Below are 24,777 nucleotides of genomic sequence, written 5' to 3' on the forward strand. Positions count from 1 at the left end.
GGGGTGGCGGCCGGTCGCGGGGGCCGGCAGCCTCGTCGGCCGATCCCGGCCGGCGCACCCCGGCCCCGACCGGACGAGGTGGACGATGGCACGCTGGCGGGCCCTGGCCGTCCTGGGCGCGGCCCAGTTCCTGATGGTCCTGGACACCTCGGTCATGAACGTCTCGATCAGCCAGTTGGTCGAGGACTTCGACACCGAGGTCACGGCCATCCAGGCGGTCATCACGCTGTACGCGCTGGTCATGGCCGCCTTCATGATCGTGGGCGGCCGGCTCGGGGACATCTTCGGACGGCGTCGGCTGTTCCTCGTCGGACTCGTCGTCTACGGCACCGGATCCGCCCTGACCGCCGTGGCGCCCACCCTCTGGATGCTCGCGCTGGGCTGGTCCGTGATCGAGGGGATCGGCGCCGCGCTGGTGCTGCCGGCCATGGCGGCCCTCGTCGCCGAGTCCTACCAGGGACGCGACCGGGCCGTCGCCTACGGCGTCATCGGCGGCCTCGCCGGGGCCGGCATCGCCGTCGGACCGCTGCTCGGCGGCTGGGTGACGACGTATCTCACCTGGCGGCTGGTGTTCGCGGGCGAGGTCGTGGTCGTCCTGGTCATGCTGCTCTGCCACCGGGTGGTCACCGAAGCCCCCCGGACCGGCCCGCGCCCCCGGCTGGACGGCGTGGGCGCCGTGCTGTCGGCCGCCGGGCTGGGGCTGTGCGTGCTCGGCGTGCTCCAGAGCGGGAGCTGGGGGTGGGTGCAGCCCCGCAACCCGCCCTTCACCGTGCTGGGCTTCGCGCCGACGCTGTTCGTCATCGCGGCCGGAGCGGTCGTCCTGGCCGCCTTCCCGCACTGGGAGCGGCGCCGGGAGGCCCGTAGGGAGGACCCGCTGTTCCACCTCGGGCTGCTGCGCGTCCCGGCGCTGCGTTCCGGGCTGCTGACCCTGCTCGCCCAGAACCTCATCCTGCTGGGGCTGTTCTTTGCCATCCCGCTGTATCTCCAGGTGGTCCAGGGGTTCGACGCCTTCGAGACGGGGCTGCGGCTGCTGCCGGTGTCCGCGACCATGCTCGTGACCTCGCTCGCCGCCGCGCCGCTCGGACGGGCGGTCGGGCCACGCCGGGTGGTCCGGCTGGGGCTGCTTCTGCTGGCCGCCTCCGTCGTGTGGCTGCTGGCGACCATCGACCCCGTCATCGACGACGGTCAGTTCGCCGGTGCCATGGCCCTGCTCGGCATCGGCATGGGGCTGCTCGCCTCGCAGCTCGGCAACATCGTGCAGTCCAGCGTCGGTGAGGCGGAGCGCAGCGAGGTCGGCGGCCTTCAGTTCACCGCCCAGAACCTGGGGTCGGCGCTCGGCACCGCGCTCATCGGGTCACTGCTCGTCGGCGCGCTCGCCCATGCCTTCACCACCGAGATCGAGGACGATCCACGGCTGTCCGAGCAGGCCCGGCAGCAGACCGGGGTGGCCCTGGAGTCCGGGGTCAGCTTCGTCTCCACCGACCAGGTGCGCACGGGTGCCGAGCGGGCGGGACTGCCGCCGGGTGAGGTCGACGCGCTGGTGGACTCGTACGCGGCGGCGCAGCTCGACGGCTTGAAGGCGGCGGTTCTGGCGGCGGGGGGTGTCACGCTCGCCGCGTTGCTGGTGACGCCGGGGTTGCCGGGGCGGGCGGGGGTGCGTCGCGAGTCGGCTGGAGGGGGTGGCGGTGGGGGTGGCGGGGCCGGTGAGTCCGATGCATCTGATCTGTCCGGTCCGGCCGGTCCGGCCGGCTGATTCCGTCTTCGGCTGACCCCGTCCAAGGAGGCCGCCATGTCCCGGACCGAGCCCGACGCGGGCGCCGGCCGCGGTGAGGAGCACCGGGCCCGTGCCGACTACACCGGTGGTGTCTACGGCTCCATGCTCGCCACGTCCGTGATCGTCGGTGCGGGCACCCTGGGCTCGTTCCCGCGGGCGGAACTGGTGATCCTGCTGGTGCTGACCGGTGTGGTGTTCTGGCTCGCGCATGTGCACGCCCAGGTGTTCGGCGCGCGGCTGACGCGGCGGACGCCGGACCGGCGGATGCTGCTGCACGTGTGCCGCGACGAGTGGCCGATCGTCCAGGCGGCCTTTCCGCCCGCCGCAGCAGTGGCCGTCAGTCCGCTGCTCGGCCTCGATGTGGAGGGCGCCCTGTGGTTCGCGCTGTCGGTGGCGGTCGCGGGGCAGGTGGGCTGGTCGGCGGCCGCGGCGCGGCGGGCCGGGGCCGGGTGGGGGATGGTGGCGGTCAGTGGGGTGGTGAATCTGGTGCTCGGGTTGGTGATCATTTCGTTCAAGCTGTTCCTGAAGCATTGAGGCGGGTCGTGGGGCTGGGTGTGGGGTCGGCAGGGGCGGAACCGGCGCTCGGGAGGGGCTTATCACCTGCACGGGGTGAGGCCGGGGGGTCCGTCCGGGCGGAGGATCGCAGGAGTGGTAGGAGGATCGGATCGCCGGAGTGAGGGCGCAGCCCGCCTGTCCCAGGCCCACCCGGGGAGAGCAGCTCATGCGCTATGAGATCCGCGTCGACGGACATCTGACGGAGGCGCTGAAGAGTGCGTTTCCGGAGCTGGACCATGTCGTGATGTCCGGTCAGACGGTGCTGTTCGGGCAGGTCGTCGACGAGGCGCACCTGTTCGGACTGCTGGCCCGCTGCCAGTCGCTGGGGCTGCGGGTGCTGGAGATGCGCCAGCTTCCGGAGTGACGGCGGGTCGTCGTCCCTCTTTCCGGTGGCGGTATCACCCGTGGAGGGTGACCCGGGGCCGGGGGACGGGCGACACGCTTCTCGGGTGGGGTCACCACACACCGCCCCGTCGGCGGTCCGATCGCGGTCCGCCGGAGCGTGCGAGGAGGAGCCATGACCGAGTCGCGTGGTCCGGCACCGCACAGCGGACCGGAGTTCGAACCCGGCGGGGCGGAGGCGGACCCCTACGGGTCGGCCCCCGTCGCCGGCCGGCCCTACGGCGGTGATCCGACCGCCACCCTCACCGCGCTCGGCCGGTCCTGGACGTGGATCCTCGGCTCGGCCGTCGCCACGCTGGTGCCGGGCATCCTGGTCCTGGTGTGGCCGGACGAGACGCTGCACGTCCTGGCGGTGCTCATCGGTCTGTATCTGCTGGTGGCCGGGGCGTTCCGGTTCGTGTCGGCGTTCGGCCGCGAGGACCATGGGGAACGGCTGCCCGGGCTGCTGCTTGCCGTGCTGTACGTGCTGGCCGGTGTGCTGTGCCTGCGGAACCCGTTGCAGACGATCGCCGCGCTCTCGCTGATCGTCGGGGTGGTGTGGCTGGTGTCCGGCATGCTCACCCTGTTCACGGCGCTCAGCGCCAAGGATCTGCCGCACCGCGGCTGGGTGCTCGGCGCGGCGCTGCTGGCCATCGTCGCCGGCATCGTCGTCCTGGCCCTCCCCACGGAATCGGCCCGCGCCCTGACCCGCCTCCTCGGCCTCTGGCTCGTCCTGATCGGCCTGGTCGAGGTGGCAGTCGCCCTCGCGTGGAGGTCGGCGCTGCGGCGGGCGGGGGTTTCTGGTGGGGGAGACGGGTAGTTCGGGGGCGGCGGGGGTGTCTGGAGGGTTGGGGTGGCCCGGGGCCGGTGAGGTCGCCGTGTTCGGGGGAGGTGCTGGCGGGGCCGTTGGTCCGTCAGACCCGGTAGGTCTTGGGATACGCCGGGCGGGTCCTGTTGGTTCGGCGGGACCGGCGCGTGCGGTTGGCCCGGGATCCGGAGGCGCTGGTCCATCCGGCATGCCTGGCGGGTTCCGTTGGTTCGGCAGATCGCCTGGTGCGCAGGGTCGGTGGATCCGGGGCGTCTGGTTGGTCCGGGGATGCGGTAGGGCCGGCGCCTCCAGCGGGCGTCGTGAGTTCCGTGTGGTTCGTCGGGCCGACGCGTGCGGTGGGGACCGTCGCCTTCGGCTGATGCGGCAGGCATGGTGGGCCCGTTGGCTCGGCAGGTCCGGCGCGAGCGGTTGGCCCGGGGAGTCCGGTAGGGCTGGCGAATCTGGCAGGTCCGGCTGGTCCCACAGGACCGCGTATCCGGCGGGTCCAGTTGGTCGACGGTTCCAGTGGCCGGTAGGGCTGGCGCGTGCAGTGGGACCTGCCCATCCGGCTAGTCAGGCTGGCCCGCCGGAGCCGCCGGAGCCACCTGGTCCGGCGCACCTGCCTGGCCCGCCGGACCTGCCAGGTCTGCCAAGCCTGCGGGTTCGCCAAGCCCGCCGAGGCTGCTGGACCCCACCGACTCCGCCTGCTCACCGGACCTACAGGCCCCGTACTTACCGACCCCGCCCGGCCCACCGGACCCGCCGGGCCCACCGGTTTCGCCCAGCCCACACCGGCTCCGCCTGGCTCGCCGAACCCCACCAGCCCGACCGAGGGCACCAGCTCCGCCTGACCCACCGGCTCCACCAGATCAGCCGGGCCCACCGCTCCCCCCTCCACGATCAACTCCACCGTCCCCGTCCCCCTCCAAAGACCCCGCCCGCCCCCAACCCCCACCCCACCCCGGGTGAACCCCCCGATCACCCTCCCCGGGTGAGGCGCCGGCCTCTTGCCGTGCGCACGCTGAGAGCGGTACGGGCTCGGGCTCAGGTCCGGGGCGTATGTCGGGCGCAGGCCCGGACGGACATCGGGCGAACGCCCGGAACGGAGGAGACATGTACCTCGCGTACGACTACCCGCTGCTCAGCGCGTTCTGGACCATGCTGGTCTTCTTCCTGTGGGTCATGTGGTTCGTGCTGCTGTTCCGGATCGTCGTCGACATCTTCCGCGACGACGACCTCAGCGGCTGGGCCAAGGCCGGCTGGCTGGTGTTCTGCGTCGTCCTGCCCTTCCTGGGCGTGTTCGTCTACGTGGTCGCCCGCGGCAAGAACATGGGCAAGCGCGAGATGGCCCAGGCGCGTGCGCAGCAGAAGGAGTTCGACCAGTACATCCGTGACACCGCCAAGGGTCACGGCGGCGGCTCCGGCAGCAGTGTCGACCAGCTCCACAAGCTGTCCGAGATGAAGAGCCGCGGTGACATCACGGACGAGGAGTTCCGCCGGGCCAAGGCGCAGATCCTGGGCGACCAGCCCCCCGCGGACCGCCCCGGACCGGTCGCCTCCGGAACCGGCGCGAGCCGCTGAGCCCCGGGCACACCGAACGACACCGAATCGAGGCATCGGGATGACACACGCCACGCAAGAGACGTCGTCCGCGAGGCGACAGTGGGCCGAGGGCCTGATGGTCTTCGCCGCCGTGACGCTCATGATCGCCGGGGTGCTCGACATCTTCCGCGGCATCATGGGCATCGCCGAGGACGACATCTTCGTCACCACACGCGACTACGTCTTCCAGTTCGACCTCACCGGGTGGGGCTGGATCCATCTCGCCCTCGGCGTGGTCGCGGTGATCGTCAGCATGGGTCTGTTCCAGGGCGCCACCTGGGCGCGCTGGTCCGGTGTGGCGATCGCTTCGCTCATCATCATCGCCAACTTCCTGTCCCTGCCGTACTACCCGGTCTGGTCCGTGGTGATGATCGCGTTCTCCGCGTTCATCATCTGGGGCCTGTGCGTGGCACGCCCGACCGAGGACTCCGGCTACTAGAGCGGTCCGGGACCGGGCCGGTGCGGGGAGCCCCCCACGCACCGGCCCGGACAGCGACACCGCCGACCAGGAAGGCAAGGGGACCATGTGCCGTTGGCTCGCCTACTCGGGAACGCCCATCCTGCTGGACACCATCCTGTACAAACCCGAGCACTCGCTCATCGACCAGAGCCTGCACTCGCGGCTCGGCGTCGAGACGACCAACGGCGACGGGTTCGGGATCGGCTGGTACGGCGAGGGGATGAGGACCCCCGGCGTCTTCCGGGACATCGGGCCGGCCTGGAGCAACCGCAACCTGCGCGAGCTGGCCGACCACATCCGCTCGCCGCTGTTCTTCGCGCACATCCGCGCCACCACCGGGACGGCGGTCCAGCAGACCAACTGCCACCCCTTCCGGCACGGCCGCTGGATGTGGATGCACAACGGCGCGATCGCCGAGTTCCACCGGACCCGGCGTGACCTCGCGCTGGCCGTCGACCCCCAGCTCTTCCTGGACATGGAGGGCTCGACGGACTCGGAGATGATGTTCTACCTGGCCCTCACCTTCGGTCTGGAGGACGACCCGCCGGGCGCCGTCGCCCGCATGGCGGGCTTCGTCGAGCGGGTCGGTCGCGAACACGGCGTGGAGTACCCGCTCCAGATGACGGTCGCGGTGACGGAGGGGCGGCGGATGTGGGCCTTCCGCTACTCCAGCCAGAAGCAGTCCCGGTCGCTGTTCTACAGCACCCGGGTGCAGGCCCTGCGCCAGCTCCACCCCGATCTGGGCTTCCTTCAGGAGGTCTCCGACGAGACCCGTCTGATCGTCTCCGAACCGCTGGGCGACCTCCCCGGCGCCTGGAACGAGGTGCCCGAGAGCACGTACGGCGTGGTGGAGGACGGCGACGACGAGATGCACACCTTCACTCCCCAGGCCGCTTGAGCGTCACCTTCACGCCGCAGGATGCTTGAGCGTCACCTTCACGCCGCAGGATGCTTGAGCGTCACCTTCACTCCCCAGGCCGCGTCGCGTCACCATCCGCCGGCTGCCACCGTGCCCCCGTGCGCTGCCGGAACGCGGCGACGGCGGCCTCCACCGTCGGGAAGAAGTGCTCCGGGTCGATGGTGCGGGTCAGCTCGTACCGCTCGATCTTCCGGCGCACCGGGTCCTTCAGCTCGGCGAACACCAGATGGACGCCCTCGGCGTTGAGGGTCGCGTCGAGTTCCTCCAGGACGTCCGAGGCGGTCGTGTCGACGTCCGTCACCGGCTCCGCCGCGACCACGATCCAGGTGGGCCTCGGTTCGGTGCGGGCGAGCCGCAGGATCTCGTCGCGGAACGTCTTGGCGTTGGCGAAGATCAGCGGCGCGTCCCACCGGTGCAGCACCAGCCCCGGCAGCCGTTCGGCCCCCGGGTGCGAGCGCACGTCGTGGTACCCCTCCAGCCCCTTCACCCGCCCCAGCACGGTGTTGTACGGCCACCAGGTGCGCCGGAACACGTTCAGCACCGACAGGGCCACCGCGATCGCGATGCCCTCCAGGACACCGAGCAGGGCCACCCCGGCGAACGCGGCGAGCGACAGCAGGCACTCGGCCCGGCGCTGCCGCCACAGCCGTACCGTGCCGGGGATGTCGGCCAGGGACAGGGACGCGGTGACGACGACGGCGGCCAGGGCCGGCTGGGGGAGGTTGCGGAAGAGGCCGGGGGCGACCAGCAGCATCAGGGCGATCAGCGCCGCGCCGACGACGCCGGTGAGCTGGCTCCTGGCCCCGGTGCGCTCCGCCACCGCCGTACGGGATCCGCTGGCGCTGACCGGGAAGCCCTGGAAGAGGCCGGCCGCGAGGTTCGCGGCGCCGACGCCGGCCATCTCCTGGTTGCCGCGGACCTCCTGGCCGGTGCGGGCGGCGAAGGCGGAGGCGTTGGAGATGGTGTCGGCGAGGGAGACCAGCGCGATGCCCAGCGCACCGACCGACAGCGGCGCCAGGTCCGAGAGCCGGACGTCGGGCAGGGTGAACGGCGGGAAACCCTCCGGGAGTTGACCGACCAGGTTCACCCCGCGCCCGCCCAGGTCGAAGGCGGCGGCCGCGGCGATCGCGAGGACCACCATGACAAGCACGGCGGGGATCTTCGGCAGCAGCCGTTGCAGGACCAGGATCAGCGCGATCCCGCCGCAGCCGACCGCGGCGGCGGCCGGCACCACCGCGCCGTCCGCGATCTTCTCCACGACCCCGGCGGCCTCCTCGACGAGATGGTCCGCGTCGACCTTGAAGCCGAGCAGCTTGGGGAGCTGACCGATGAGGATGGTCAGGGCCAGGCCGTTCATATAGCCGATCATGGTCGGCTTGGAGATCAGGTCGGCGACGAACCCGAGCTTCGCCACCGAGGCCAGGATCATGATCGCGGCCACCATCACCGCGAGCATCGAGGCCAGCGCGACCGCCCGGTCGGGGTCGCCGTCGGCCGCCACCAGGGGCAGCACGCTCGCGGCGATCATCGGTCCGAGCGAGGAGTCCGGGCCCAGCACCAGGATCCGGGACGGCCCGCACACCGCGTAGCCCAGCAGACAGAGGATCGTCGTGTAGAGACCGGTGATCGGCGGCAGTCCGGCGAGTTCGGCGTAGGCCATGCCCTGGGGCACCAGCAGGGTGGTCAGGACGACCCCGGCGACCAGGTCCTTCGGCAGCCAGGCGCGCCGGTACGTCGTCACCGCCCGGATCCCGGGGACGGCCCGCCACCAGGAGTCCGCTTGCCGTCCGTCGTTCGTGGTCGTCATCGACCGCCCTTCCACATCGCCTCACCCGGTCGGTCGGGGACGTCCCACGTCGTGCCGGTTCAGATACCGGACTAGTTGCCGGTCCAGATGCCGGTCCAGATGCCGGTTCAGTGCACCGAGAAGCCGCCGTCGACGAATATCGACTGACCGGTGACATAGCCCGAGGCGCGGCTCGCCAGGAACACCGCGGCACCGGCGAAGTCGCCGGCCAGGCCGTTGCGGCCGACCATGGTCCGCGCGGCGAGGGCCGCGACCCGCTCCGGGTCGGAGGACAGCCGGGCGTTCAGCGGTGTCATGACGAAGCCGGGCACCAGCGTGTTGCAGGTGACGCCGTACGGCGACCACGCCTCGGCCTGCGAGCGGGCCAGCGACTCCAGCGCTCCCTTCGAGACGCCGTAGGCGCCGCTCTGCACGAACGCGCGGTGGGCCTGCTGGCTGGTGACGTGGATGATCCGGCCGAAACCCCGCTCGGCCATGCCGGGCCCGAACCGGCGGCTGAGCAGATGCGGCGCCTCCAGGTTGACGGCCATGGTGGCGTCCCAGACGTCGTCGCCCAGCTCGTCCAGCGGCGGCCGCAGGTTGATCCCGGCGCTGTTGACGAGGATGTCCGGCTCGCCGAACGCCTCGACGGCCCGCTCCGCCGCCGTGTGCACACCCTCGCGGCTGCCCAGGTCGGCGCTCACCCAGGCCGCCCGGCAGCCGTCCCGCGTCAGCTCCGCCACCGTCTCGGCCAGCTCCGGTTCCCGGCGCGCCACGACCACCACGCTCGCCCCCGCCCGCGCGAGCGCCCCGGCGACGGCCCGCCCGATGCCGGAACTCCCCCCGGTCACCACGGCGACCCGGCCCTCCAGCGAGAACAGTTCGGCGAGATAGCTGCGCGAATCCATGCCCGAACCCTAGGGCCTGCCGACCGGGCGTTCGCCGCCCGCGTGCCGCCTGCACGCCCCCCTGCCTGCCGCATGCTTGCCAAGCGAAGTGTTCCGATATATCGTTGACGCATCGCGACAGATCAACGATCGATGGAATGGAGTGGTTGCGATGCGTACCCACGGATATGAGCGTGGACATGGTCAGGGCGGCCCCTTCCGGCGTGGCCGGGGTGGGTTCGAGGGCGGGCGTGCGGCCTTCGGGCCCTTCGGTCCGGGGGGCCCGGGTGGTCCGGGGTTCGGCCCCGGCGGCGGGTTCGGGCCCGGTGGGCCCTGGGGTGGCCGAGGGCGTGGTGGGCCCAGGGGGAGGGCGCGGCGCGGTGATGTGCGGGCCTCGATCCTGGCCCTGCTCAAGGACCGGCCGATGCACGGCTACGAGATGATCCAGGAGATCGCCGAGCGCAGCGGCGGGGCGTGGAAGCCCAGCCCCGGTTCGGTGTACCCCACCCTCCAACTGCTGGAGGACGAGGGGCTGATCGGCAGTGAGACCGAGGGCGGCAAGAAGCTCTTCGCGCTCACCGAGGAGGGCCGCGCGGCCGCCGAGGAAGGCCCCGACGCCCCCTGGGAGGACGCCGGCCGCGGTGTCGACTGGGAGGCGCTCGGCGAGGTCCGCCAGGCCGGTTTCGGTCTGATGGAAGCCTTCGGGCAGGTCTGGAAGGCCGGCAGCAAGGAGCAGCGTGAGAAGGCCCTCGCGGTCGTCAACGAGGCCCGCAAGAAGCTGTACCTGATCCTCGCCGACGAGGACTGACCGGCCGGGGACGGCACTTGAGGTCGTACGACGGTTTGATGTCATACGACGGCTTGATGGCGTACGACGGTGAAGGCGCCCCGCGGAACACTCCGCGGGGCGTCTCGCGGACCCGGGGCCCGGCCGGTGTCAGGAGACCAGGCCGCCCAGCTTGCGCAGCGATTCGTTGAGGGCCGCCGTGCCGGAGTCCTTGAGCCGGCCCGCCATCAGCGACACCGCCGCGCCCGTGAACTCGCCGTCGATACGGACCGTCGTCCCGTCGCCGTCGGGGGTGAGGGTGTACCGGGTCGCGACGTCCACCGCCATCGGGCCCTTGCCGCGGATGGCCAGCACGCGGGCCGGTTCCAGTTCGGCGACCGTCCACTCGACCTCGGCCGGGAAGCCCATCAGCTTCATGTTCTCCTGGAAGGTGGCGCCCACCTCCAGTGAATCGGGGCCGCCCTGAGGGAAGTTGGTGTGGGTCGCGTTCCACTCGCCGTACGCCGGCCAGTCGGTGAGCTGGGCCCACACCTTCTCGGCCGGTGCCTCGATACGTGCCTCGGCGTTGATCTCGGCCATGCGACCACCTCTTCGTGTCGGGCAACTCCGGCTGCGACGGCGTGCGTTGTCGCGGAAAGTAGCTCCGGGGACGTCAATGTTCAATACTGATGAACCGTCAGAATGAGTGTGGAGCGGCCTGATCTCCTCCCCGAGGAGGAGATTTCGGCGCGGCCGGTCCGCTCGACGTGGGACGCCGAAATGGTTCCCGCCGGGGATGCCCTCGCCGGCCGGGGCTGGTGGGGTGGGGGAGTGCAGCCCCGTACTCCCCGTACTTCCCGTGGTCCACGGCAGCCGATCCGTGAACGCGCCGGGCTCGGTGCCGAGCCCGCGGCGGCGGTGACCGCCGCGCGCCGCCGGGCGCTGCGGGACGGGGACCGGCAGATCGACACCGCGCACCTTCTGCACTCGCTCCTGGAGCACGACCCGCAGGTGTGCGCCCTCTTCGACGGCCCCCAGCTCGCCCGGCTGCTCGGCTACCTTGTGCAGCGCAGCATCGGCTACGGCCTGCGCTGGCGCGGCGGCGTCGAGGACTCCGGGGCCCTGCCCGTCGTAGGAGCGGGCACCCCTCCCGTCGAGGGGCTCTCCCCGCTGGCCGCCGTCGCCCTGGACCGGGCCGGTGTGCGAGCCGCCCGGCGGGACGGGGGCCCCGCGCGTGGCGCCGATCTGCTCGCCGCGATCGTCGACGACCCTCGGGCGCGGGCCGTCGAGGTCCTCACCCGTGCCGGTGTCGACGTCCCCGGGCTCCGTACGCGCCTGGGTGACGGTCCGCCGGAGCGTGGCGGGGAGGGAGGTCCGCGAGGGTCCAGCCGTTGAGACAGGTGTCATCGGGGATGACGGTCATGTCATGCCCTGTCATCATGGGTGCCGTGCATACGTCTGTGAGCAGTACGGTCAACCGCGGCAAGGGCATCGGGCTCGGTCTGGCGGTCGGGTCGGCCATCGCCTTCGGCGGGTCCGGGGTCGCGGCCAAGCCGCTGATCGAGGCGGGCCTCGATCCGCTGCACGTGGTCTGGCTGCGGGTGACCGGTGCGGCCCTCGTGATGCTGCCGCTCGCCGTGCGGCACCGCGCGCTGGTGCGCCGCCGTCCCGCGCTGCTCGCCGGGTTCGGTCTGCTCGGCGTGGCCGGCGTCCAGGCGTTCTACTTCGCGTCCATCTCCCGGATCCCGGTCGGGGTCGCGCTGCTCGTCGAGTACCTGGCGCCCGCGCTGGTGCTCGGGTGGGTGCGGTTCGTGCAGCGTCGGCCGGTGACACGTGCCGCGGCGCTCGGGGTGGTCCTCGCGGTGGGCGGCCTCGCCTGTGTGGTGGAGGTCTGGGCCGGACTCGGCTTCGACGCCCTCGGCCTGGCACTCGCGCTGGCCGCCGCCGGCTGCCAGGTCGGCTACTTCGTCCTGTCCGACCAGGGCAGCGACTCCGGCGCGGACGCGCCCGATCCGCTCGGCGTGATCGCGTACGGGCTGCTCGTCGGCGCGCTCGTGCTGACCGTCGTCGCCCGCCCGTGGGGCATGGACTTCTCGGTCCTCGGGCACGGCGCCGACATGAACGGCACCGAGGTGCCGGCCTGGCTGCTGCTCGCCTGGATCGTGCTGATCGCCACGGTCGTCGCGTACGTGACCGGCGTGGTCTCCGTGCGCCGGCTGTCCCCGCAGGTCGCCGGGGTCGTGGCCTGCCTGGAGGCGGTCATCGCGACGGTCCTGGCCTGGGTCCTGCTCGGCGAACACCTCTCCGCACCGCAGATCGCGGGCGGCGCGGTGGTGCTGCTGGGGGCGTTCATCGCACAGTCCTCCACCCCGTCGAAGGGCTCGGCGACACCGATCGTGACGGGCAGCCCGGAGCCGGTACCGGGGGCGGGGCCGGAGGCGGAGTCGGAGCGGGTGCGGCAGGAGAGCGTGGTCTGAGACGGCGGCCCTTGCCGGGCGGCGGGGGCGTGGCCTGGGTCGGCTGGTTCGTCGGCGGGGCGGGGTTTGTGGGTGGCGGGTGGGGCGCGCTGTCCGGTTGGGCGGAGTTCCGCGTGGCGCGTGTGCCGATGTCGCGGCGTCGCTTCGGCGGATCGCCTCGCCTGGCGGGGTGCCCGAGGGGGAAATCAGCGAGCGGGTTGTCCGAGGGGCTGGGCGCCGCCTGGGTTGAACGGTTCGCCGGTGTGGCGGGTGTGGCGGGTGTGGGGATGCCGGGCGCGCGCTGTCTGGTCCGGCGGAGTGTCGGCGCGGCAGGTGTGGTGGTGGGTTGCGCCCGGCGGGCCTCCCTCGCCGGGCGGGGTGTCCGGAGGGGCGGGATCGTCGGACGGGATGTCCAAGGGCTGACCGGCGCGCGGGTCGCCTGGTCTGTCGGTGGGTGGGTTTGTGGGTGGCGAACGGTTCGCGCTGTGTGGCCGGGTGGACTGCCGGTGCAGTGGGTGGGCCGGTGCCCCGGTGTTGCCTGGCGGGCCGCCCTCGCTGGGCGGGGCGGCCCGAGGGGCGGGCTCTCGCCCGGGTGGGCCGGTTCGTCGGCCGGGCGGGTTTGCGTTTGCCGAGTGGGCTGCGCCGTCTGATCAGGCGGATCGTCCGTGCAGCGGGTGGGGCGGCGTCGCCCGGCGGACCACCCTCGCCCGGCGGGGCCGTCCGAGGGGGCGGGCTGTCGGCCGTTCCTCGGCGCGGTGGGTTTGCGTGGATTGGGTGGGTCGCGCTGTCCAGGTCTGGTGGAGCGTCGGCGCAGCGGGTGGGGCGGTGGTGCAGCGTCGTCCCGGCGGATCGTTCTTGCCTGGCGGGTCGTCCGAGGGGTGGGTCGCGCCCGCACCAGGTCGGCCGGTGCGGCGATGTGGAGGGTGGGGCGTGCCGGTCCGGTCAGGTGGTGCGGCGGCGTAGTAGGTGGGTCAGGGCCGCCGCGTCGCCCGGGGCGTTTCGTTGTGCCAGGGCGGTTGCGATCCTGTTCTGGACCTCCGGGGGGCGGTGGTTGGCGTACTTGAACTTGGCTCGGACTCCCGTCACCTCCAGGCGCAGGCCGCGGATTCCGGTGAGCAGGCGGCCGTACGGGGCCTCGCCCACCGTCGCGCGGGCCGAGCCGCCCTCCGGCTGGAAGTGGCCGACCTGGTGGTTGAGCAGGGCGGCCTTGGCGGCGGGGTCGTCCACGATGTGGGCTCGGCAGCGGAGCTGGACGGCGGTGTAGAAGCTCGTGGGTGTGCCGTGTTCGGGGGGTCCGTCGGGCGGTGCCTGCCAGGGGCCCGGCACGTACACGTAGTCGTCCACCACGCTCAGCACGACCTCCGGGGCCGCCTCCAGCGCGGGCCAGAGCGGGTTGGGGCGGGCCAGGTGGGTGAGGGCCTCGGCGCGGTCGAGGTCGTAGACGAAGTGGAGGGGCTGGACGAACGGCGGCTCGCCGGCCGGCCCGTTGACGGCGAGCTGGCCGAAGTCGCGGCCGGCCAGCCAGCTCTGCCATTCGGTGTCGTCGCGGGGTGCGTCCCAGGGGTGGATCAGCATCAGAGCGCGGCCAGGTAGTCGGGGAAGGCCGTACCCGGGGCGAGGTCGGCCTCGGGGAGCGGGGCGCCGTAGCCCGTGCGCAGCGGGATCACGCCGGCCCAGTGGGGGAGGCCGAGGTCCTCGGGCTCCTCGTTCACCCCGCCGGTGCGGGTCTTGGCCGAGACCTCGTTCAGGTCGAGGCGGATCACGGCGGTGGCGGCGAGTTCCTTCTTGTTCGCGGGGCGGGAGTCCGCGGCCCGGCCCGGCACCACATGGTCGACCAGGGCGTCGAGGGCGACGCGCTTCTCCTCGGGGTCCGTGACCGTGTGGGCGACACCGTGCACCACCACCGAGCGGTAGTTGATCGAGTGGTGGAAGGCCGAGCGCGCCAGCACCAGACCGTCCACGTGCGTCACCGTCACGCACACCGGCAGCCCCGGGTCGGCCTTGCCCGTCATCCGCAGCGGCCGCGAGCCCGTCGAACCGTGCAGATAGAGCGTCTCGCCGACCCGGCCGTACAGCGTCGGCAGCACGACCGGCGCGCCGTCGCGGACGAAGCCCAGATGGCAGACGTACCCCTCGTCGAGTATCGAGTGCACCAGTTCCTTGTCGTACGACGCCTTCTGCGCCGACCGCGTGGGGACCGTGCGGTCGGTCGGGGTGTAGGCGGCGGGCCGGGTCGTCGTCTCCGGGGTCCCCTGCATGGCGCTCTCCATTGCACTAGTGCATACTTGGCTTTGTGCTAGGAGAGTATCGGATCACGGGGCGGCGCGCAGCGGACATTTCCGCGAGCATCGAGCGCGCGGTCGGCGAAGGTGCGCTGGAACCGGGGCAACTGCTGCCCCCGATGCGGGAGTTGGCGGCGACACTCGGGGTGAACCCGAACACCGTCGCGGCCGCCTATCGCACCCTGCGGGAGCGCGGGGTGATCGAGACGCACGGGCGCCGGGGCAGCCGGGTGCGGCCCAAGCCGGCCACCACCGGCCGCGAGAAGGTGCGGCTCGACGTGCCCGAGGGGGTGCGCGACCTGGCGGGCGGCAACCCCGATCCCGCCCTGCTGCCCCCGCTCGCGGGCGCCTTCGCCGCGGCCGCCGAGCGCGGCGACCGGGACCCTGTCCTGTACGGCGCCGAGCCCGTCGACCCCGAACTGGCCCGGCTCGCGCGGGCCGCCCTCGACGCCGACGGGGTGCCCGCCGGACCGCTGACCGTGGCCTCCGGCGCCCTGGACGCCGTCGAACGGGTCCTCGCCGCGCACCTCAGACCGGGGGACGGCGTCGCCGTCGAGGATCCCGGCTGGGGCCGGACGCTCGACCTCGTGCCGGCGCTCGGGCTGCGCACGGTCCCGGTCGGCGTCGACGACGAGGGTCCGCTGCCCGACCGGCTGCGGGCCGCGCTGGAGGGCGGGGCGAGCGCCGTGGTGGTGACCGCCCGCGCGCAGAACCCGACCGGCGCCGCCGTGAGCGCCGCCCGCGCCCGCGCCCTGCGGGCCGTCCTCGCCGACCACCCCGGGACCCTGCTGATCGAGGACGACCACGGCCACGGCGTCGTCGACCTTCCGCTGCACCCCCTCGCCGGGGTCACCCGGCACTGGGCGTTCGTCCGCTCGGTCGCCAAGACGTACGGCCCCGACCTGCGGCTCGCCCTGCTGACCGGGGACGACGTCACCGTCGACCGGGTCCGCGGCCGGCACCGTCTCGGGCCGGGCTGGGTGAGTCTGCTGATGCAGCGGGCGGTGGTACGGCTGTGGACGGACGGCGCGGTGGACGGCCCCGCGGTGGCCGCGGCCTACCGGGAGCGGCGCGAGCGGCTGTTCGACGCGCTGGCCGAGCGGGGCGTGACGGCGCACGGGCGCAGCGGGATGAACGTCTGGGTCCCGGTCCCGGACGAGACGGGAGCGGTGGCCCGCCTGCTGCACGCGGGGTGGGCGGTGTCCCCGGGGGCCCGCTTCCGCCTGTCCTCCCCACCGGCGATCCGCATCACGATCTCCACCCTGACCGAAGAGGAAACGGCCCCCTTGGCGACGGCGGTGGCAGAGGCCCTGAACCCGTCCCCGTCCCGCAGCTACGTATAGGTGCCGGATGCGGGGGCCGACTCAGGGGCGCGGGGAACTGTGCGACCAGCCCCCACGCACCCGCACCCGCCGACGCACCCCCACACCCCCCGAGCCGGAGCGCACCCCCCGAACCTGCGTCAGCGCCGCCCCCGCCAACACCACCACCGCCCCCACCGGCGTCGACCACCGCAGCGACTCCCCCAGAACGGCCACCCCCGCCCCCGTCGCGATGACCGGAATGAAGTACGTGACCATCTGCGCCGTCGTCGGCCCGACCTCCGTCACCAGCCCGTACTGGATCAGCAGCGCCAGCCCCGTCCCCAGCGTCCCCAGCGCGACGATCGCGAGCAGCGGCAGCACCGCGAACCGGCTCGGGAACGACGTGAACAGTGGTGTCACGACGGCCAGTTGCACCGTCGCGAGAAACAACTGCGCCCCCGTCATCGACAGCGCCGAGAACCCCGTGTCGGCCAGGGTGCGCCGTACGTAGATCCAGCCGATCGGATAGCTCAGCGAGGCCAGCAGCGCCATCGCCGTGCCGCGCGCGTCCAGACCGTGGAAGCCCTGCCACGCGCCCAGGACGGTCAGCACCCCGAGGAAGCCCAGGCCGAGCCCCGCGACCCTGACCCGGGTGGGGCGGTCCTCGGAGAGGGCGACCAGGGAGAGGGCCATGCCCCACAGCGGCGAGGTCGCGTTGCAGATGCCGGCCAGCGTGGAGGGGATCGTCAGCTCGGCATAGGCGAAGAGGGAGAACGGCAGCGCGTTGAGGAGGAACGCGGCGACCGTCAGATGGACCCAGGTGCGCACCCCGCGCGGTATCCGCTCCCGCTTCACCGCCATCGCCGCCGCCAGGACCGCCGTACCGAAGACCAGCCGGCCCAGGGTGACCTGGAAGGGCGCGTAGCCGTGCGTGCCGACCTTGATCAGCAGGAAGCTGAAGCCCCAGATCAGCGAGAGCGCGCCGAAGCGCAGCCGCCAGTCGAGCGCGCGGCGCGGGGTGGAACGGGGTGCGGTGCCGAGGCCGGGCTCGGGAGCGGTGACGGTGGTCGTGGTCCTCATGGTCCACACCATGCCGCCCACGATCTCGTAGCACAAGCGAGACTTCGCACCCGGTACCTCGTAGGATCGCTTACATGTTGAATCTGGAGCGCCTGCGCACCCTCGACGCCCTCGCCCGGCACGGCTCGGTCAGCGGGGCGGCCGCCGCCCTGCACATCACCACCTCGGCCGTCTCGCAGCAGATGGCCAAGCTGGAGCGGGAGGTCGGACAGCAGTTGCTGGCCAAGAACGGGCGCGGGGTGCGGCTCACGGACGCGGGCCGGCTGCTCTCCGACCACGCGGCCCGGATCCTGTCCCAGGTCGAGCTGGCCCAGTCCGATCTGGAGGCCCAACGCGGCCAGGTGGTGGGGGAGTTGAGACTGTCGGCGTTCCCGACGGCGGCGCGCGGACTGTTCCCGGTGGCACTCGCCGCGCTGCGCGAGGAGCACCCCGGGCTGCGGCTGCGCTCGTGCGAACTGGAGCCGGAGCGCGGAATCGCCGGGGTGGTCCGCGGCGACCTGGACCTCGCCGTCGTCCTCGACTGGTACAACAAGCCGATGCCGCTGCCCGACGGCCTGGTCAAGGCGCCCATCCTCGACGACCCCGCCGAGGTCGCGATTCCCGCCGGGCACCGGCTCGCGGACCGGGACGAGGTGGACCTCGGGGAGTTCGCCGGGGACGAGTGGATCACCTGGGGCGAGGGCGAGTTCTGCCACGAGTGGCTGATGTTCACGCTCCGCTCGCGCGGCGTCGAACCGATCGTCGGCCACCGGGCCGCCGAGACCCACACCCAACTGAACCTGGTCGCCGCCGGGTTGGGGGTGTGCATCGCCCCGGTGCTGGGCCGGCACCCGGTGCCCGACGGGGTGGTGATGATCCCGCTGCGCCAGCGGGTGCGCCGGCACGTCTACGTCGTGTGGCGGGCGGACGCCGACCGCCGTCCGTCGATCCGGGCGGCGGTCAGGGCGCTGAAGGAGGCTGCCACAAAGGTGAGTTGACGTCCGTCGAGGGGCTACCGGCCGCCATAGCCGCGGCCGACGGGCTACCGGTCGCCGAGCTTGCGGAAGTCCCAGGACACGATCTTGTCGGGCCGCAGCCGCACCCAGGCGTGCCGTCCGTCGTGCGGCATCGCGTCCAGCCCGAAGTTCTTGCGGGCGAACAGCGTCTCCACGGCGTCGAGTTCGGCGCACAGCTCCCCGGTGCGCGGAGCCTCGCCCACGAACTCCACGGCCCCCGACAGCTCGACGCCGCGCAGCGACTCGTACTCCTCGCCGGTGTCGACCACGATCGCGACCCGTGGATCGCGCCGGAGCTGGGTCCAGCGCTTGCTGCGGACGACGGAGTACAGCCAGAGCGCGCTGCCGTCCCACAGGTACCACAGCGCGCTCACATGCGGTGCGCCCTCGGCGGACACCGTGGCCACCCGGCAGGTGCGCTGGGTGGTGAGGAACGCGTCCAGCTCGCCCGACGTCATCATGATCTTCCGGCCCCGGCGCTGTGTGACGGTCATCCGGCCCCCTCTTCTCTTCTCCTGTGCCGCTTCCTGACGTACCGTCAGAAAAGAATGAGTCTTCTTCCTGCTCCGCGCAATGGCGGTTCAGTGTCGCCGCCCGGTCCGCACCGACACCAGGGGGAGCCGTGCCGCCGTCCGAAGAACTGAGCGCCCTTCTCGACCCCGGCTCCACCGTGCTGATCACCGTGGAGTGCCAGCAGGGCGTCGTGGGACCGGACGCCGCACTGCCCCGACTCGCCGCTGAGGCACGGGAGTCGGGCGCCCTCGCCAATGTGGCCCGGCTGGTCGACGGCGCGCACGCGGCCGGCGTCCAGGTGATCCACGCCGTCGCCGAACGCCGCCCGGACGGCCGGGGCGCGAACCGCAACGCGCGCCTCTTCCGCGCCGCCGGGCGCCTCCCGGTCCAGCAGCTCACCGGCACCCCCGCCGTCCGCGTGGCACCCCCGATCCGGGTCGCCGAACACGACCTCGTCGTCCGGCGGCTGCACGGCCTCTCGCCCGTGCAGGGCACCGACGTCGACGCGCTGCTGCGCAACCTCGGCTGCCGTACGCTCGTCGTCGCCGGCGTCTCGGCCAATGTGGCCGTTCCCAACACCGTCTTCGACGCCGTCAACCGCGGCTACACGGCCGTCGTGCCCTCCGACGCCATCGCGGGGGTGCCCGCCGACTACACGCCCGCCATGATCCGTCACACCCTCGCGTTGGTCGCCACGGTCGCGACCACGGACGAGGTGCTGACATGCCTGCGGGCGTCCGGCGTCAGGCCAGACTGATCGAGTCGCCGCTCACGGTGATCTTCACCTCGGGCAGCGGTTTCGTCGCCGGACCGCTCTTCACGCTGCCGTCCTCGATCGAGAAATTGCTGTTGTGGCAGGGGCAGTTGATGATCCCGTCCGCGACGCTCTTCACCCCGCAGCCCGCGTGCGTGCACACGGCCGAGTACGCCTTGTACGTGCCCGCCGACGGCTGGACGACGACCACCTTCTCGGAGCCGAAGACCTTGCCGCCGCCCTCCGGGATGTCGGCCGTCGTGGTCAGCGCGCCCCCGCCCGCCGCGTTGTCCCCGCCGCCCGTGCCGCCGCTGCTCGCACCCTCGGAGCCGCCGCCCGAGGTGCCCCCGGACGACGCGGACCCGGCCGACACGGACTCGGACGAGCCGCCGTCGTCGGATCCCCCGCACGCGGTCAGCGCGACGGCGAGCCCCGCGACTCCGGCGGCCGTCACGACGGTACGACGGGCGGGTCCCGACGAGGGTTTGATGGATGCGCTGGTCATGCTGTGGTCCCTTCCAGGGGGATCGGTGGATCTGCCGAGTGGTACGGACCATCTGAGCCGCTCGTTCAGTGCCCGTGCCAACTCCGGACAGTGTCGAGATATTGACCGTTTCGAGGTCGGGGCCGCGTAAGCCGGAGCTGTCGCCGACCTGTCGGCGCCGCTCCGCCGCACGCCAGTAACCTGGGTCGATGCTCAAGGAAGTCACCGCCACCCGCTACATCACGCCCCTGCGGGAGGGCGGCTCGCTGCCGGGGCTCGTCGAGGCCGACGACCTCGGGACCTACGTCCTGAAGTTCACCGGCGCCGGACAGGGCCGCAAGACGCTCGTCGCCGAGGTCGTCTGCGGTGAACTCGCCCGCAGGCTCGGCCTGCGGATGCCCCGCCTCGTGACCGTGCACGTGGAACCGGTGCTGGGACTCGGCGAACCCGAACAGCAGGTGCAGGACCTGCTGCGCTCCAGCGGCGGCACCAACCTCGGCATGGACTTCCTCTCCGGCGCCCTCGGCTTCGACCCGCTGGCCTTCCCGGTGAGCCCCGAGGAGGCCGGCCGGATCGTCTGGTTCGACGCCCTCGTCAACAACGTCGACCGCTCCTGGCGCAACCCCAACCTGCTGGTCCACCGCGGCGATCTGTGGCTCGTCGACCACGGCGCCACCATGATCTGGCACCACAACTGGCCCTCCGCGGAGACCTCCGCGGCCCGCCCCTACGACGCCTCCGACCACGCCCTCGCGTCCTTCGCGCCCGACATCGCGGCGGCCGCCGCCGAACTGGCCCCCCAGGTCACCGCCGACCTGCTCGCCGAGGTCACCGCCGAGATCCCCGACGTCTGGCTCGACGGCGAACCGGGCTTCGACACCCCCGACGACCTCAGACGGGCCTACGCACGGCCCCTGCTCGCCCGGGCGTCGGTCGTCGCCGGGCGCGTCGAGGGCCTCGACGGCCGCCAGGAGGCAGGCAAGTGAGCGCCCACCACATCCACATGGCCGGCCATGTCACCGAGCGCCACATCACCCGCTCGGGCCAGGGCGGCGACCGGGACGTCTACGAGTACGCCCTGCTGCGCGTCGTACCGCGCGTCGAACGCGGCGAGCGCATCAACGCGGGCGTCCTGGTGTACTGCCGCGCCCGCGGCTACCTCGGCGCCCGCACCCATCTGGACGAGGCCCGGCTGCTCGCCCTGGACCCGGCGGCGGACGTGGCCGGGGTGCGGGCCGCGCTGGGCGCCGTCGAGGGCGTCTGCGCCGGTGGCGCGGCGGCCGGGCAGGCGGCCGGGGACGATCCCGGGCGGCGGTTCCGCTGGCTGGTCGCGCCCCGCTCCACCGTGGTCCGGCCGGGGCCCGTGCACACCGGGCTCACCACCGATCCGGCGGCCGAGACCGAGCGGTTGCTGGATCTGCTGGTGAGGTAATGGATCACACCGGCGCCGTGTGCCGTTGACACCGGGTGCCATCGCTTCTAGCGTCACGTGACGAAGGTACTAAGCGGTCGCTCACCACATCACAGGTTCTACTCGAGGGCGAGGAGACACATCAATGTCCACCACTGAACAGCGGGTCGCGGTCGTCACCGGCGGGGCGCGGGGCATCGGCGCCGCCACCGCCGTACGGCTGGCCGCCGAGGGCCGCGCCGTCGCCGTGATCGACCTGGACGAGGCCGCCTGCAAGGACACCGTGGAGAAGATCACCGCGGCGGGCGGCCGGGCGATCGCGGTCGGGGCGGACGTCTCCGACGAGGCCCAGGTCGAGGCGGCCATCGCGCGCGTCGTGGCGGAGCTGGGCGCGCCGACCATCCTCGTCAACAACGCGGGCGTCCTCCGCGACAACCTGCTGTTCAAGATGAGCGTCTCCGACTGGGACACCGTGCTCGGCGTGCACCTGCGCGGCTCGTTCCTGATGAGCAAGGCCGTCCAGAAGCACATGGTCGACGCGGGCTTCGGCCGGATCGTCAACCTGTCGTCGTCCTCGGCGCTCGGCAACCGCGGCCAGGCCAACTACTCGGCCGCCAAGGCCGGTCTCCAGGGCTTCACCAAGACCCTCGCCATCGAACTGGGCAAGTTCGGCATCACCGCCAACGCCGTCGCCCCCGGGTTCATCGCCACCGACATGACCGCCGCCACCGCGGCCCGCGTCGGCATGGGCTTCGAGGAGTTCAAGGCCGCGGCCGCCACCCAGATCCCCGTGGCCCGCGTCGGTGAGCCCGACGACATCGCCAACGCGATCGCCTTCTTCACGAACGAGGCCGCCGGCTTCGTCTCCGGCCAGGTCCTGTACGTGGCCGGCGGACCGCTCGACTAGCCGACCCGAGCCCGATCCGCACCGACCCGGACCGGCCCCTTCGACCCCCTGGGATCACCACCATGACTGAACTGCCCGCACTCTCCGGCAAGGTCGCCCTCGTCACCGGCGCCAGCCGGGGCATCGGATACGGCGTCGCCGAGGCGCTGGTCGCCCGCGGCGACCGGGTCTGCATCACCGGCCGCAACGAGGACGCCCTGAAGGAGGCCGTCGAGCAGCTCGGCGCCGACCGGGTCATCGGCGTCGCCGGCAAGGCGCACGACCTCGCGCACCAGGCCGCCGCCGTCGAGCGCACCATGGAAGCCTTCGGCCGCGTCGACTACCTGGTCAACAACGCCGGGACCAACCCGGTGTTCGGACCGATCGCCGACCTCGACCTCGACGTCGCCCGCAAGGTCTTCGAGACCAACGTGGTCTCCGCGCTCGGCTTCGCCCAGCGCACCTGGCACGCCTGGCAGAAGGACAACGGCGGCGCGATCGTCAACATCGCCTCCGTCGCCGGTCTGTCGGCCTCGCCGTTCATCGGCGCCTACGGCGTCAGCAAGGCCGCGATGATCAACCTGACCCAGCAGCTCGCGCACGAGTTCGCCCCGAAGGTGCGGGTCAACGCGATCGCCCCGGCCGTGGTGAAGACCAAGTTCGCGCAGGCCCTGTACGAGGGCCGGGAGGAGGAGGCCGCCTCCGCCTACCCGCTGGCCCGGCTCGGCGTCCCCTCCGACATCGGCGGCACCGCCGCGTTCCTCACCTCGGAGCAGTCCGACTGGATCACGGGGCAGACGCTCGTCGTCGACGGCGGTATCTTCCTCAACGCCGGCGTCGGCTGAGCCCGCAGGACCGCGTCTCACTCCGCGGGCGCCGCTTCTTGACGGAAGCGGCGCCCTTGTCGGTGCAAAAAGGTCGCATCCGGCATGACAACGTAGTCAGCGCGACCGTGATCCAAATGGTGTATCGAGCAAGGGTCCAGCGCCCCGGGCGCTGCGGTATGGTCTGCCAACCCTTGGCATGGCTTATCGAGGAGCGTGCGCGTGTTCAACCGGAACCGATCCTTGCGTTACATGGCGGCGATCGTGTCCATATCCCTGGTGAGCGGATGCGGTCTTCTCGGTGACGAGGGCTCCGACGAGGCCGGACCCATCGTCATGGGTACGACCAGCGCCCCCAGTACGTTGGACCCCGCCGCGGCCTGGGACGGCTCCTGGGAGCTGTTCCGCAACATCTACCAGACGCTGCTGTCCTACCCGCCGGGCGCGACCACCCCGCAGCCGGACGCCGCCGAGAACTGCAAGTTCGACGACAGCGCCAGCCGCGTCTACCGCTGCACGCTCCGCGAGGGCCTGAAGTTCTCCAACGGCGACGCCATCGACGCCGAGGCCGTCAAGTACTCGGTCGACCGGATCAAGAAGATCAATGCCGAGACCGGCCCCGCGGGTCTGCTCGGCACCCTCAAGAGCGTCGAGGCCACCGGCGACCGTGAAGTGACGTTCAAGCTGAACAAGTCGGACGCCACCTTCCCGTTCGTCCTCGCCACCCCGGGCCTGTCCCTCGTGGACCCCGACGAGTACCCCGCCGACGCCGTCCGCAAGGACTCCGGGATCGTCGGCTCCGGACCGTACCGGCTGGACTCCTACGAGGAGGGCAAGGAAGCCGTCCTCGTCCGCAACGGCAACTACGACGGCTTCGCCGACCGCAAGAACGACGCGGTGACCATCCGCTACTTCCAGGACTCCGGCGAGATGGTCAAGGCCCTGCGGGCCGGCGACATCGACATCACCTACCAGGGTCTCGCGGCCGACGACATCGTCGCCCTGGACACCAAGGGCGGTGAGAACGCGGGCCTCCAGATCGTCGAGGGCGTCACCGCCAACATCAACTACCTGGTGTTCAACCCCAAGGACCCCTGGTCGGACAAGCTCGCCGTGCGCCGCGCCGTCGCCCAGGTGGTCGACCGGGCCGCGATCGCGCACAAGGTCTACAAGGACACCGTCGACCCGCTGTACTCCATGGTCCCGACGGGTCTGACCGGCCACACCACCGCGTTCTTCGACCAGTTCGGCGACCCGGACCCGAAGAAGGCCCGTGAGATCCTCACCGAGGCCGGGATCACCCAGACCGTCCCGCTCACCCTCTGGTACACCACCGACCGCTACGGCTCCGACACCGCCCTGGAGTTCAAGGAGCTGAAGCGGCAGCTCGAAGCGTCCGGCCTGTTCAAGATCACCCTCAAGAGCCGCCCGTGGAACACCTACGTGGTCGGCTACCAGAAGGGCGAGTACCCGGTCTTCGGCCGCGGCTGGTCCCCCGACTTCCCGGACGCCGACAACTTCATCGCCCCCTTCGTCGGTGACCAGAACGCCCTCGGTACGCCCTACCCGGCCAAGGAGATCACCCAGGTGCTGCTGCCGCGCTCCCGCGAGGAGAGCGACCGCGCCAACGTGGTGAAGGACTTCGAGGCCGCCCAGCAGATCCTGGTCGACGACGCGCGGCTGCTGCCGCTGTGGCAGGGCAAGCAGTACCTCGCCGTCAACGAGGACCTGTCCGGCGCGGAGCGCTCCCTCGACCCGTCCACGATCATGATGGTCTGGGAACTGTCCCGCAAGACGAGCTGGTAACCACTCGGGGCCCCCGTTGTCAGTGGTCGCCTGTAGGTTCTGTG

The 24,777-nt window shown here is 72.2% G+C and carries 26 protein-coding genes; 18 read left to right on the forward strand and 8 right to left on the reverse strand.

What is annotated here, in order from left to right:
* Window positions 1-85 precede the first annotated feature (85 nt).
* From G6W55_RS12665 to G6W55_RS12695, 7 genes are all read left to right on the forward strand, one after another.
* Entirely contained in the window at window positions 86-1,753 is a 1,668-nt protein-coding gene (locus G6W55_RS12665) for an MFS transporter (protein WP_175520926.1), read from the forward strand.
* A gap of 36 nt (window positions 1,754-1,789) precedes the next feature.
* On the forward strand, window positions 1,790-2,308 hold the full coding sequence (locus tag G6W55_RS12670) for a hypothetical protein (protein ID WP_175520927.1): 519 nt from the start codon (window positions 1,790-1,792) through the stop codon (window positions 2,306-2,308).
* 187 nt (window positions 2,309-2,495) lie between these two features.
* Window positions 2,496-2,693, forward strand: a complete 198-nt coding sequence (locus G6W55_RS12675; protein WP_030798341.1) for a hypothetical protein — start codon at window positions 2,496-2,498, stop codon at window positions 2,691-2,693.
* A 153-nt stretch (window positions 2,694-2,846) separates the two neighbouring features.
* On the forward strand, window positions 2,847-3,530 hold the full coding sequence (locus G6W55_RS12680; protein WP_175520928.1) for an HdeD family acid-resistance protein: 684 nt from the start codon (window positions 2,847-2,849) through the stop codon (window positions 3,528-3,530).
* Between the two features lie 1,101 nt (window positions 3,531-4,631).
* Window positions 4,632-5,099: an SHOCT domain-containing protein gene (locus tag G6W55_RS12685; protein WP_175520929.1), complete on the forward strand. Its 468-nt coding sequence runs from the start codon at window positions 4,632-4,634 to the stop codon at window positions 5,097-5,099.
* 34 nt (window positions 5,100-5,133) lie between these two features.
* Window positions 5,134-5,559, forward strand: a complete 426-nt coding sequence (locus G6W55_RS12690; protein ID WP_375372445.1) for a hypothetical protein — start codon at window positions 5,134-5,136, stop codon at window positions 5,557-5,559.
* Window positions 5,560-5,644: 85 nt separating this feature from the next.
* A complete protein-coding gene (locus G6W55_RS12695; RefSeq protein WP_175520931.1) occupies window positions 5,645-6,478 on the forward strand; it encodes a class II glutamine amidotransferase in 834 nt (277 codons plus the stop codon).
* Window positions 6,479-6,545: 67 nt separating this feature from the next.
* Here G6W55_RS12695 and G6W55_RS12700 read toward each other — a convergent pair whose 3' ends face one another.
* Complete coding sequence (locus G6W55_RS12700; protein ID WP_175520932.1) at window positions 6,546-8,306, reverse strand: SulP family inorganic anion transporter; 1,761 nt, start codon at window positions 8,304-8,306, stop codon at window positions 6,546-6,548.
* A gap of 107 nt (window positions 8,307-8,413) precedes the next feature.
* Window positions 8,414-9,193 (reverse strand): SDR family NAD(P)-dependent oxidoreductase, encoded by a 780-nt coding sequence (locus G6W55_RS12705; protein WP_175520933.1) that lies wholly within the window; start codon window positions 9,191-9,193, stop codon window positions 8,414-8,416.
* Between the two features lie 151 nt (window positions 9,194-9,344).
* Between G6W55_RS12705 and G6W55_RS12710 the strand changes: the two genes are divergently transcribed.
* Window positions 9,345-9,980: a PadR family transcriptional regulator gene (locus tag G6W55_RS12710; protein WP_175520934.1), complete on the forward strand. Its 636-nt coding sequence runs from the start codon at window positions 9,345-9,347 to the stop codon at window positions 9,978-9,980.
* 129 nt (window positions 9,981-10,109) lie between these two features.
* Here G6W55_RS12710 and G6W55_RS12715 read toward each other — a convergent pair whose 3' ends face one another.
* The gene (locus tag G6W55_RS12715; RefSeq protein ID WP_030798503.1) at window positions 10,110-10,538 is read right to left on the reverse strand and encodes an SRPBCC family protein; all 429 of its coding nucleotides are present in this window, start codon (window positions 10,536-10,538) and stop codon (window positions 10,110-10,112) included.
* 231 nt (window positions 10,539-10,769) lie between these two features.
* On the opposite strand from G6W55_RS12715, the gene G6W55_RS12720 reads away from it, so the two are divergent.
* Both G6W55_RS12720 and G6W55_RS12725 read left to right on the forward strand, forming a co-directional pair.
* Entirely contained in the window at window positions 10,770-11,333 is a 564-nt protein-coding gene (locus G6W55_RS12720; RefSeq protein WP_354800226.1) for a Clp protease N-terminal domain-containing protein, read from the forward strand.
* A 44-nt stretch (window positions 11,334-11,377) separates the two neighbouring features.
* Window positions 11,378-12,415 (forward strand): DMT family transporter, encoded by a 1,038-nt coding sequence (locus tag G6W55_RS12725; RefSeq protein WP_175520935.1) that lies wholly within the window; start codon window positions 11,378-11,380, stop codon window positions 12,413-12,415.
* Window positions 12,416-13,336: 921 nt separating this feature from the next.
* Here the strand turns inward: G6W55_RS12725 and G6W55_RS12730 are convergent.
* Together G6W55_RS12730 and G6W55_RS12735 are read right to left on the reverse strand one after the other, a co-directional pair.
* Entirely contained in the window at window positions 13,337-13,969 is a 633-nt protein-coding gene (locus G6W55_RS12730) for an FMN-binding negative transcriptional regulator (protein ID WP_175520936.1), read from the reverse strand.
* Window positions 13,969-14,652: a pyridoxamine 5'-phosphate oxidase family protein gene (locus G6W55_RS12735; protein ID WP_175520937.1), complete on the reverse strand. Its 684-nt coding sequence runs from the start codon at window positions 14,650-14,652 to the stop codon at window positions 13,969-13,971. The genes G6W55_RS12730 and G6W55_RS12735 overlap by 1 nt, the downstream gene beginning before the upstream one ends.
* A 35-nt stretch (window positions 14,653-14,687) precedes the next feature.
* On the opposite strand from G6W55_RS12735, the gene G6W55_RS12740 reads away from it, so the two are divergent.
* Window positions 14,688-16,019: an aminotransferase class I/II-fold pyridoxal phosphate-dependent enzyme gene (locus tag G6W55_RS12740; RefSeq protein WP_175520938.1), complete on the forward strand. Its 1,332-nt coding sequence runs from the start codon at window positions 14,688-14,690 to the stop codon at window positions 16,017-16,019.
* A 21-nt stretch (window positions 16,020-16,040) separates the two neighbouring features.
* Here the strand turns inward: G6W55_RS12740 and G6W55_RS12745 are convergent, their stop codons facing one another.
* The gene (locus G6W55_RS12745; protein WP_254876225.1) at window positions 16,041-17,060 is read right to left on the reverse strand and encodes a DMT family transporter; all 1,020 of its coding nucleotides are present in this window, start codon (window positions 17,058-17,060) and stop codon (window positions 16,041-16,043) included.
* A 74-nt stretch (window positions 17,061-17,134) separates the two neighbouring features.
* Here G6W55_RS12745 and G6W55_RS12750 point away from each other — a divergent pair, with 74 nt between their 5' ends.
* Window positions 17,135-18,037 carry a LysR family transcriptional regulator gene (locus G6W55_RS12750; protein ID WP_175520939.1) on the forward strand — a complete coding sequence of 301 codons (903 nt, stop codon included), beginning with the start codon at window positions 17,135-17,137 and terminating at the stop codon, window positions 18,035-18,037.
* Between the two features lie 44 nt (window positions 18,038-18,081).
* On the opposite strand, the gene G6W55_RS12755 is transcribed toward G6W55_RS12750, so the two are convergent.
* On the reverse strand, window positions 18,082-18,549 hold the full coding sequence (locus tag G6W55_RS12755; protein WP_175520940.1) for a pyridoxamine 5'-phosphate oxidase family protein: 468 nt from the start codon (window positions 18,547-18,549) through the stop codon (window positions 18,082-18,084).
* A gap of 128 nt (window positions 18,550-18,677) precedes the next feature.
* Between G6W55_RS12755 and G6W55_RS12760 the strand changes: the two genes are divergently transcribed.
* Window positions 18,678-19,325 (forward strand): isochorismatase family cysteine hydrolase, encoded by a 648-nt coding sequence (locus G6W55_RS12760; RefSeq protein ID WP_175520941.1) that lies wholly within the window; start codon window positions 18,678-18,680, stop codon window positions 19,323-19,325.
* On the opposite strand, the gene G6W55_RS12765 is transcribed toward G6W55_RS12760, so the two are convergent.
* Entirely contained in the window at window positions 19,312-19,827 is a 516-nt protein-coding gene (locus tag G6W55_RS12765; protein ID WP_175520942.1) for a Rieske (2Fe-2S) protein, read from the reverse strand. The genes G6W55_RS12760 and G6W55_RS12765 overlap by 14 nt on opposite strands.
* 188 nt (window positions 19,828-20,015) lie before the next feature.
* Between G6W55_RS12765 and G6W55_RS12770 the strand changes: the two genes are divergently transcribed.
* From G6W55_RS12770 to G6W55_RS12790, 5 genes are all read left to right on the forward strand, one after another.
* The gene (locus G6W55_RS12770; protein ID WP_175520943.1) at window positions 20,016-20,792 is read left to right on the forward strand and encodes a HipA family kinase; all 777 of its coding nucleotides are present in this window, start codon (window positions 20,016-20,018) and stop codon (window positions 20,790-20,792) included.
* A complete protein-coding gene (locus G6W55_RS12775) occupies window positions 20,789-21,238 on the forward strand; it encodes a DUF3037 domain-containing protein (RefSeq protein WP_309243698.1) in 450 nt (149 codons plus the stop codon). Before G6W55_RS12770 ends, G6W55_RS12775 begins: the two co-directional genes overlap by 4 nt.
* Window positions 21,239-21,362: 124 nt before the next feature.
* Window positions 21,363-22,124 (forward strand): 3-oxoacyl-ACP reductase FabG, encoded by a 762-nt coding sequence (gene fabG, locus G6W55_RS12780; protein WP_085209559.1) that lies wholly within the window; start codon window positions 21,363-21,365, stop codon window positions 22,122-22,124.
* Between the two features lie 62 nt (window positions 22,125-22,186).
* The gene (locus tag G6W55_RS12785) at window positions 22,187-22,948 is read left to right on the forward strand and encodes an SDR family oxidoreductase (RefSeq protein ID WP_030795752.1); all 762 of its coding nucleotides are present in this window, start codon (window positions 22,187-22,189) and stop codon (window positions 22,946-22,948) included.
* A gap of 231 nt (window positions 22,949-23,179) precedes the next feature.
* A complete protein-coding gene (locus G6W55_RS12790; protein WP_175520944.1) occupies window positions 23,180-24,733 on the forward strand; it encodes an ABC transporter substrate-binding protein in 1,554 nt (517 codons plus the stop codon).
* Window positions 24,734-24,777 lie beyond the last annotated feature (44 nt).

It is taken from the genome of Streptomyces sp. CAI-85, assembly GCF_013363615.1.
Lineage (GTDB): Bacteria > Actinomycetota > Actinomycetes > Streptomycetales > Streptomycetaceae > Streptomyces > Streptomyces antibioticus_B.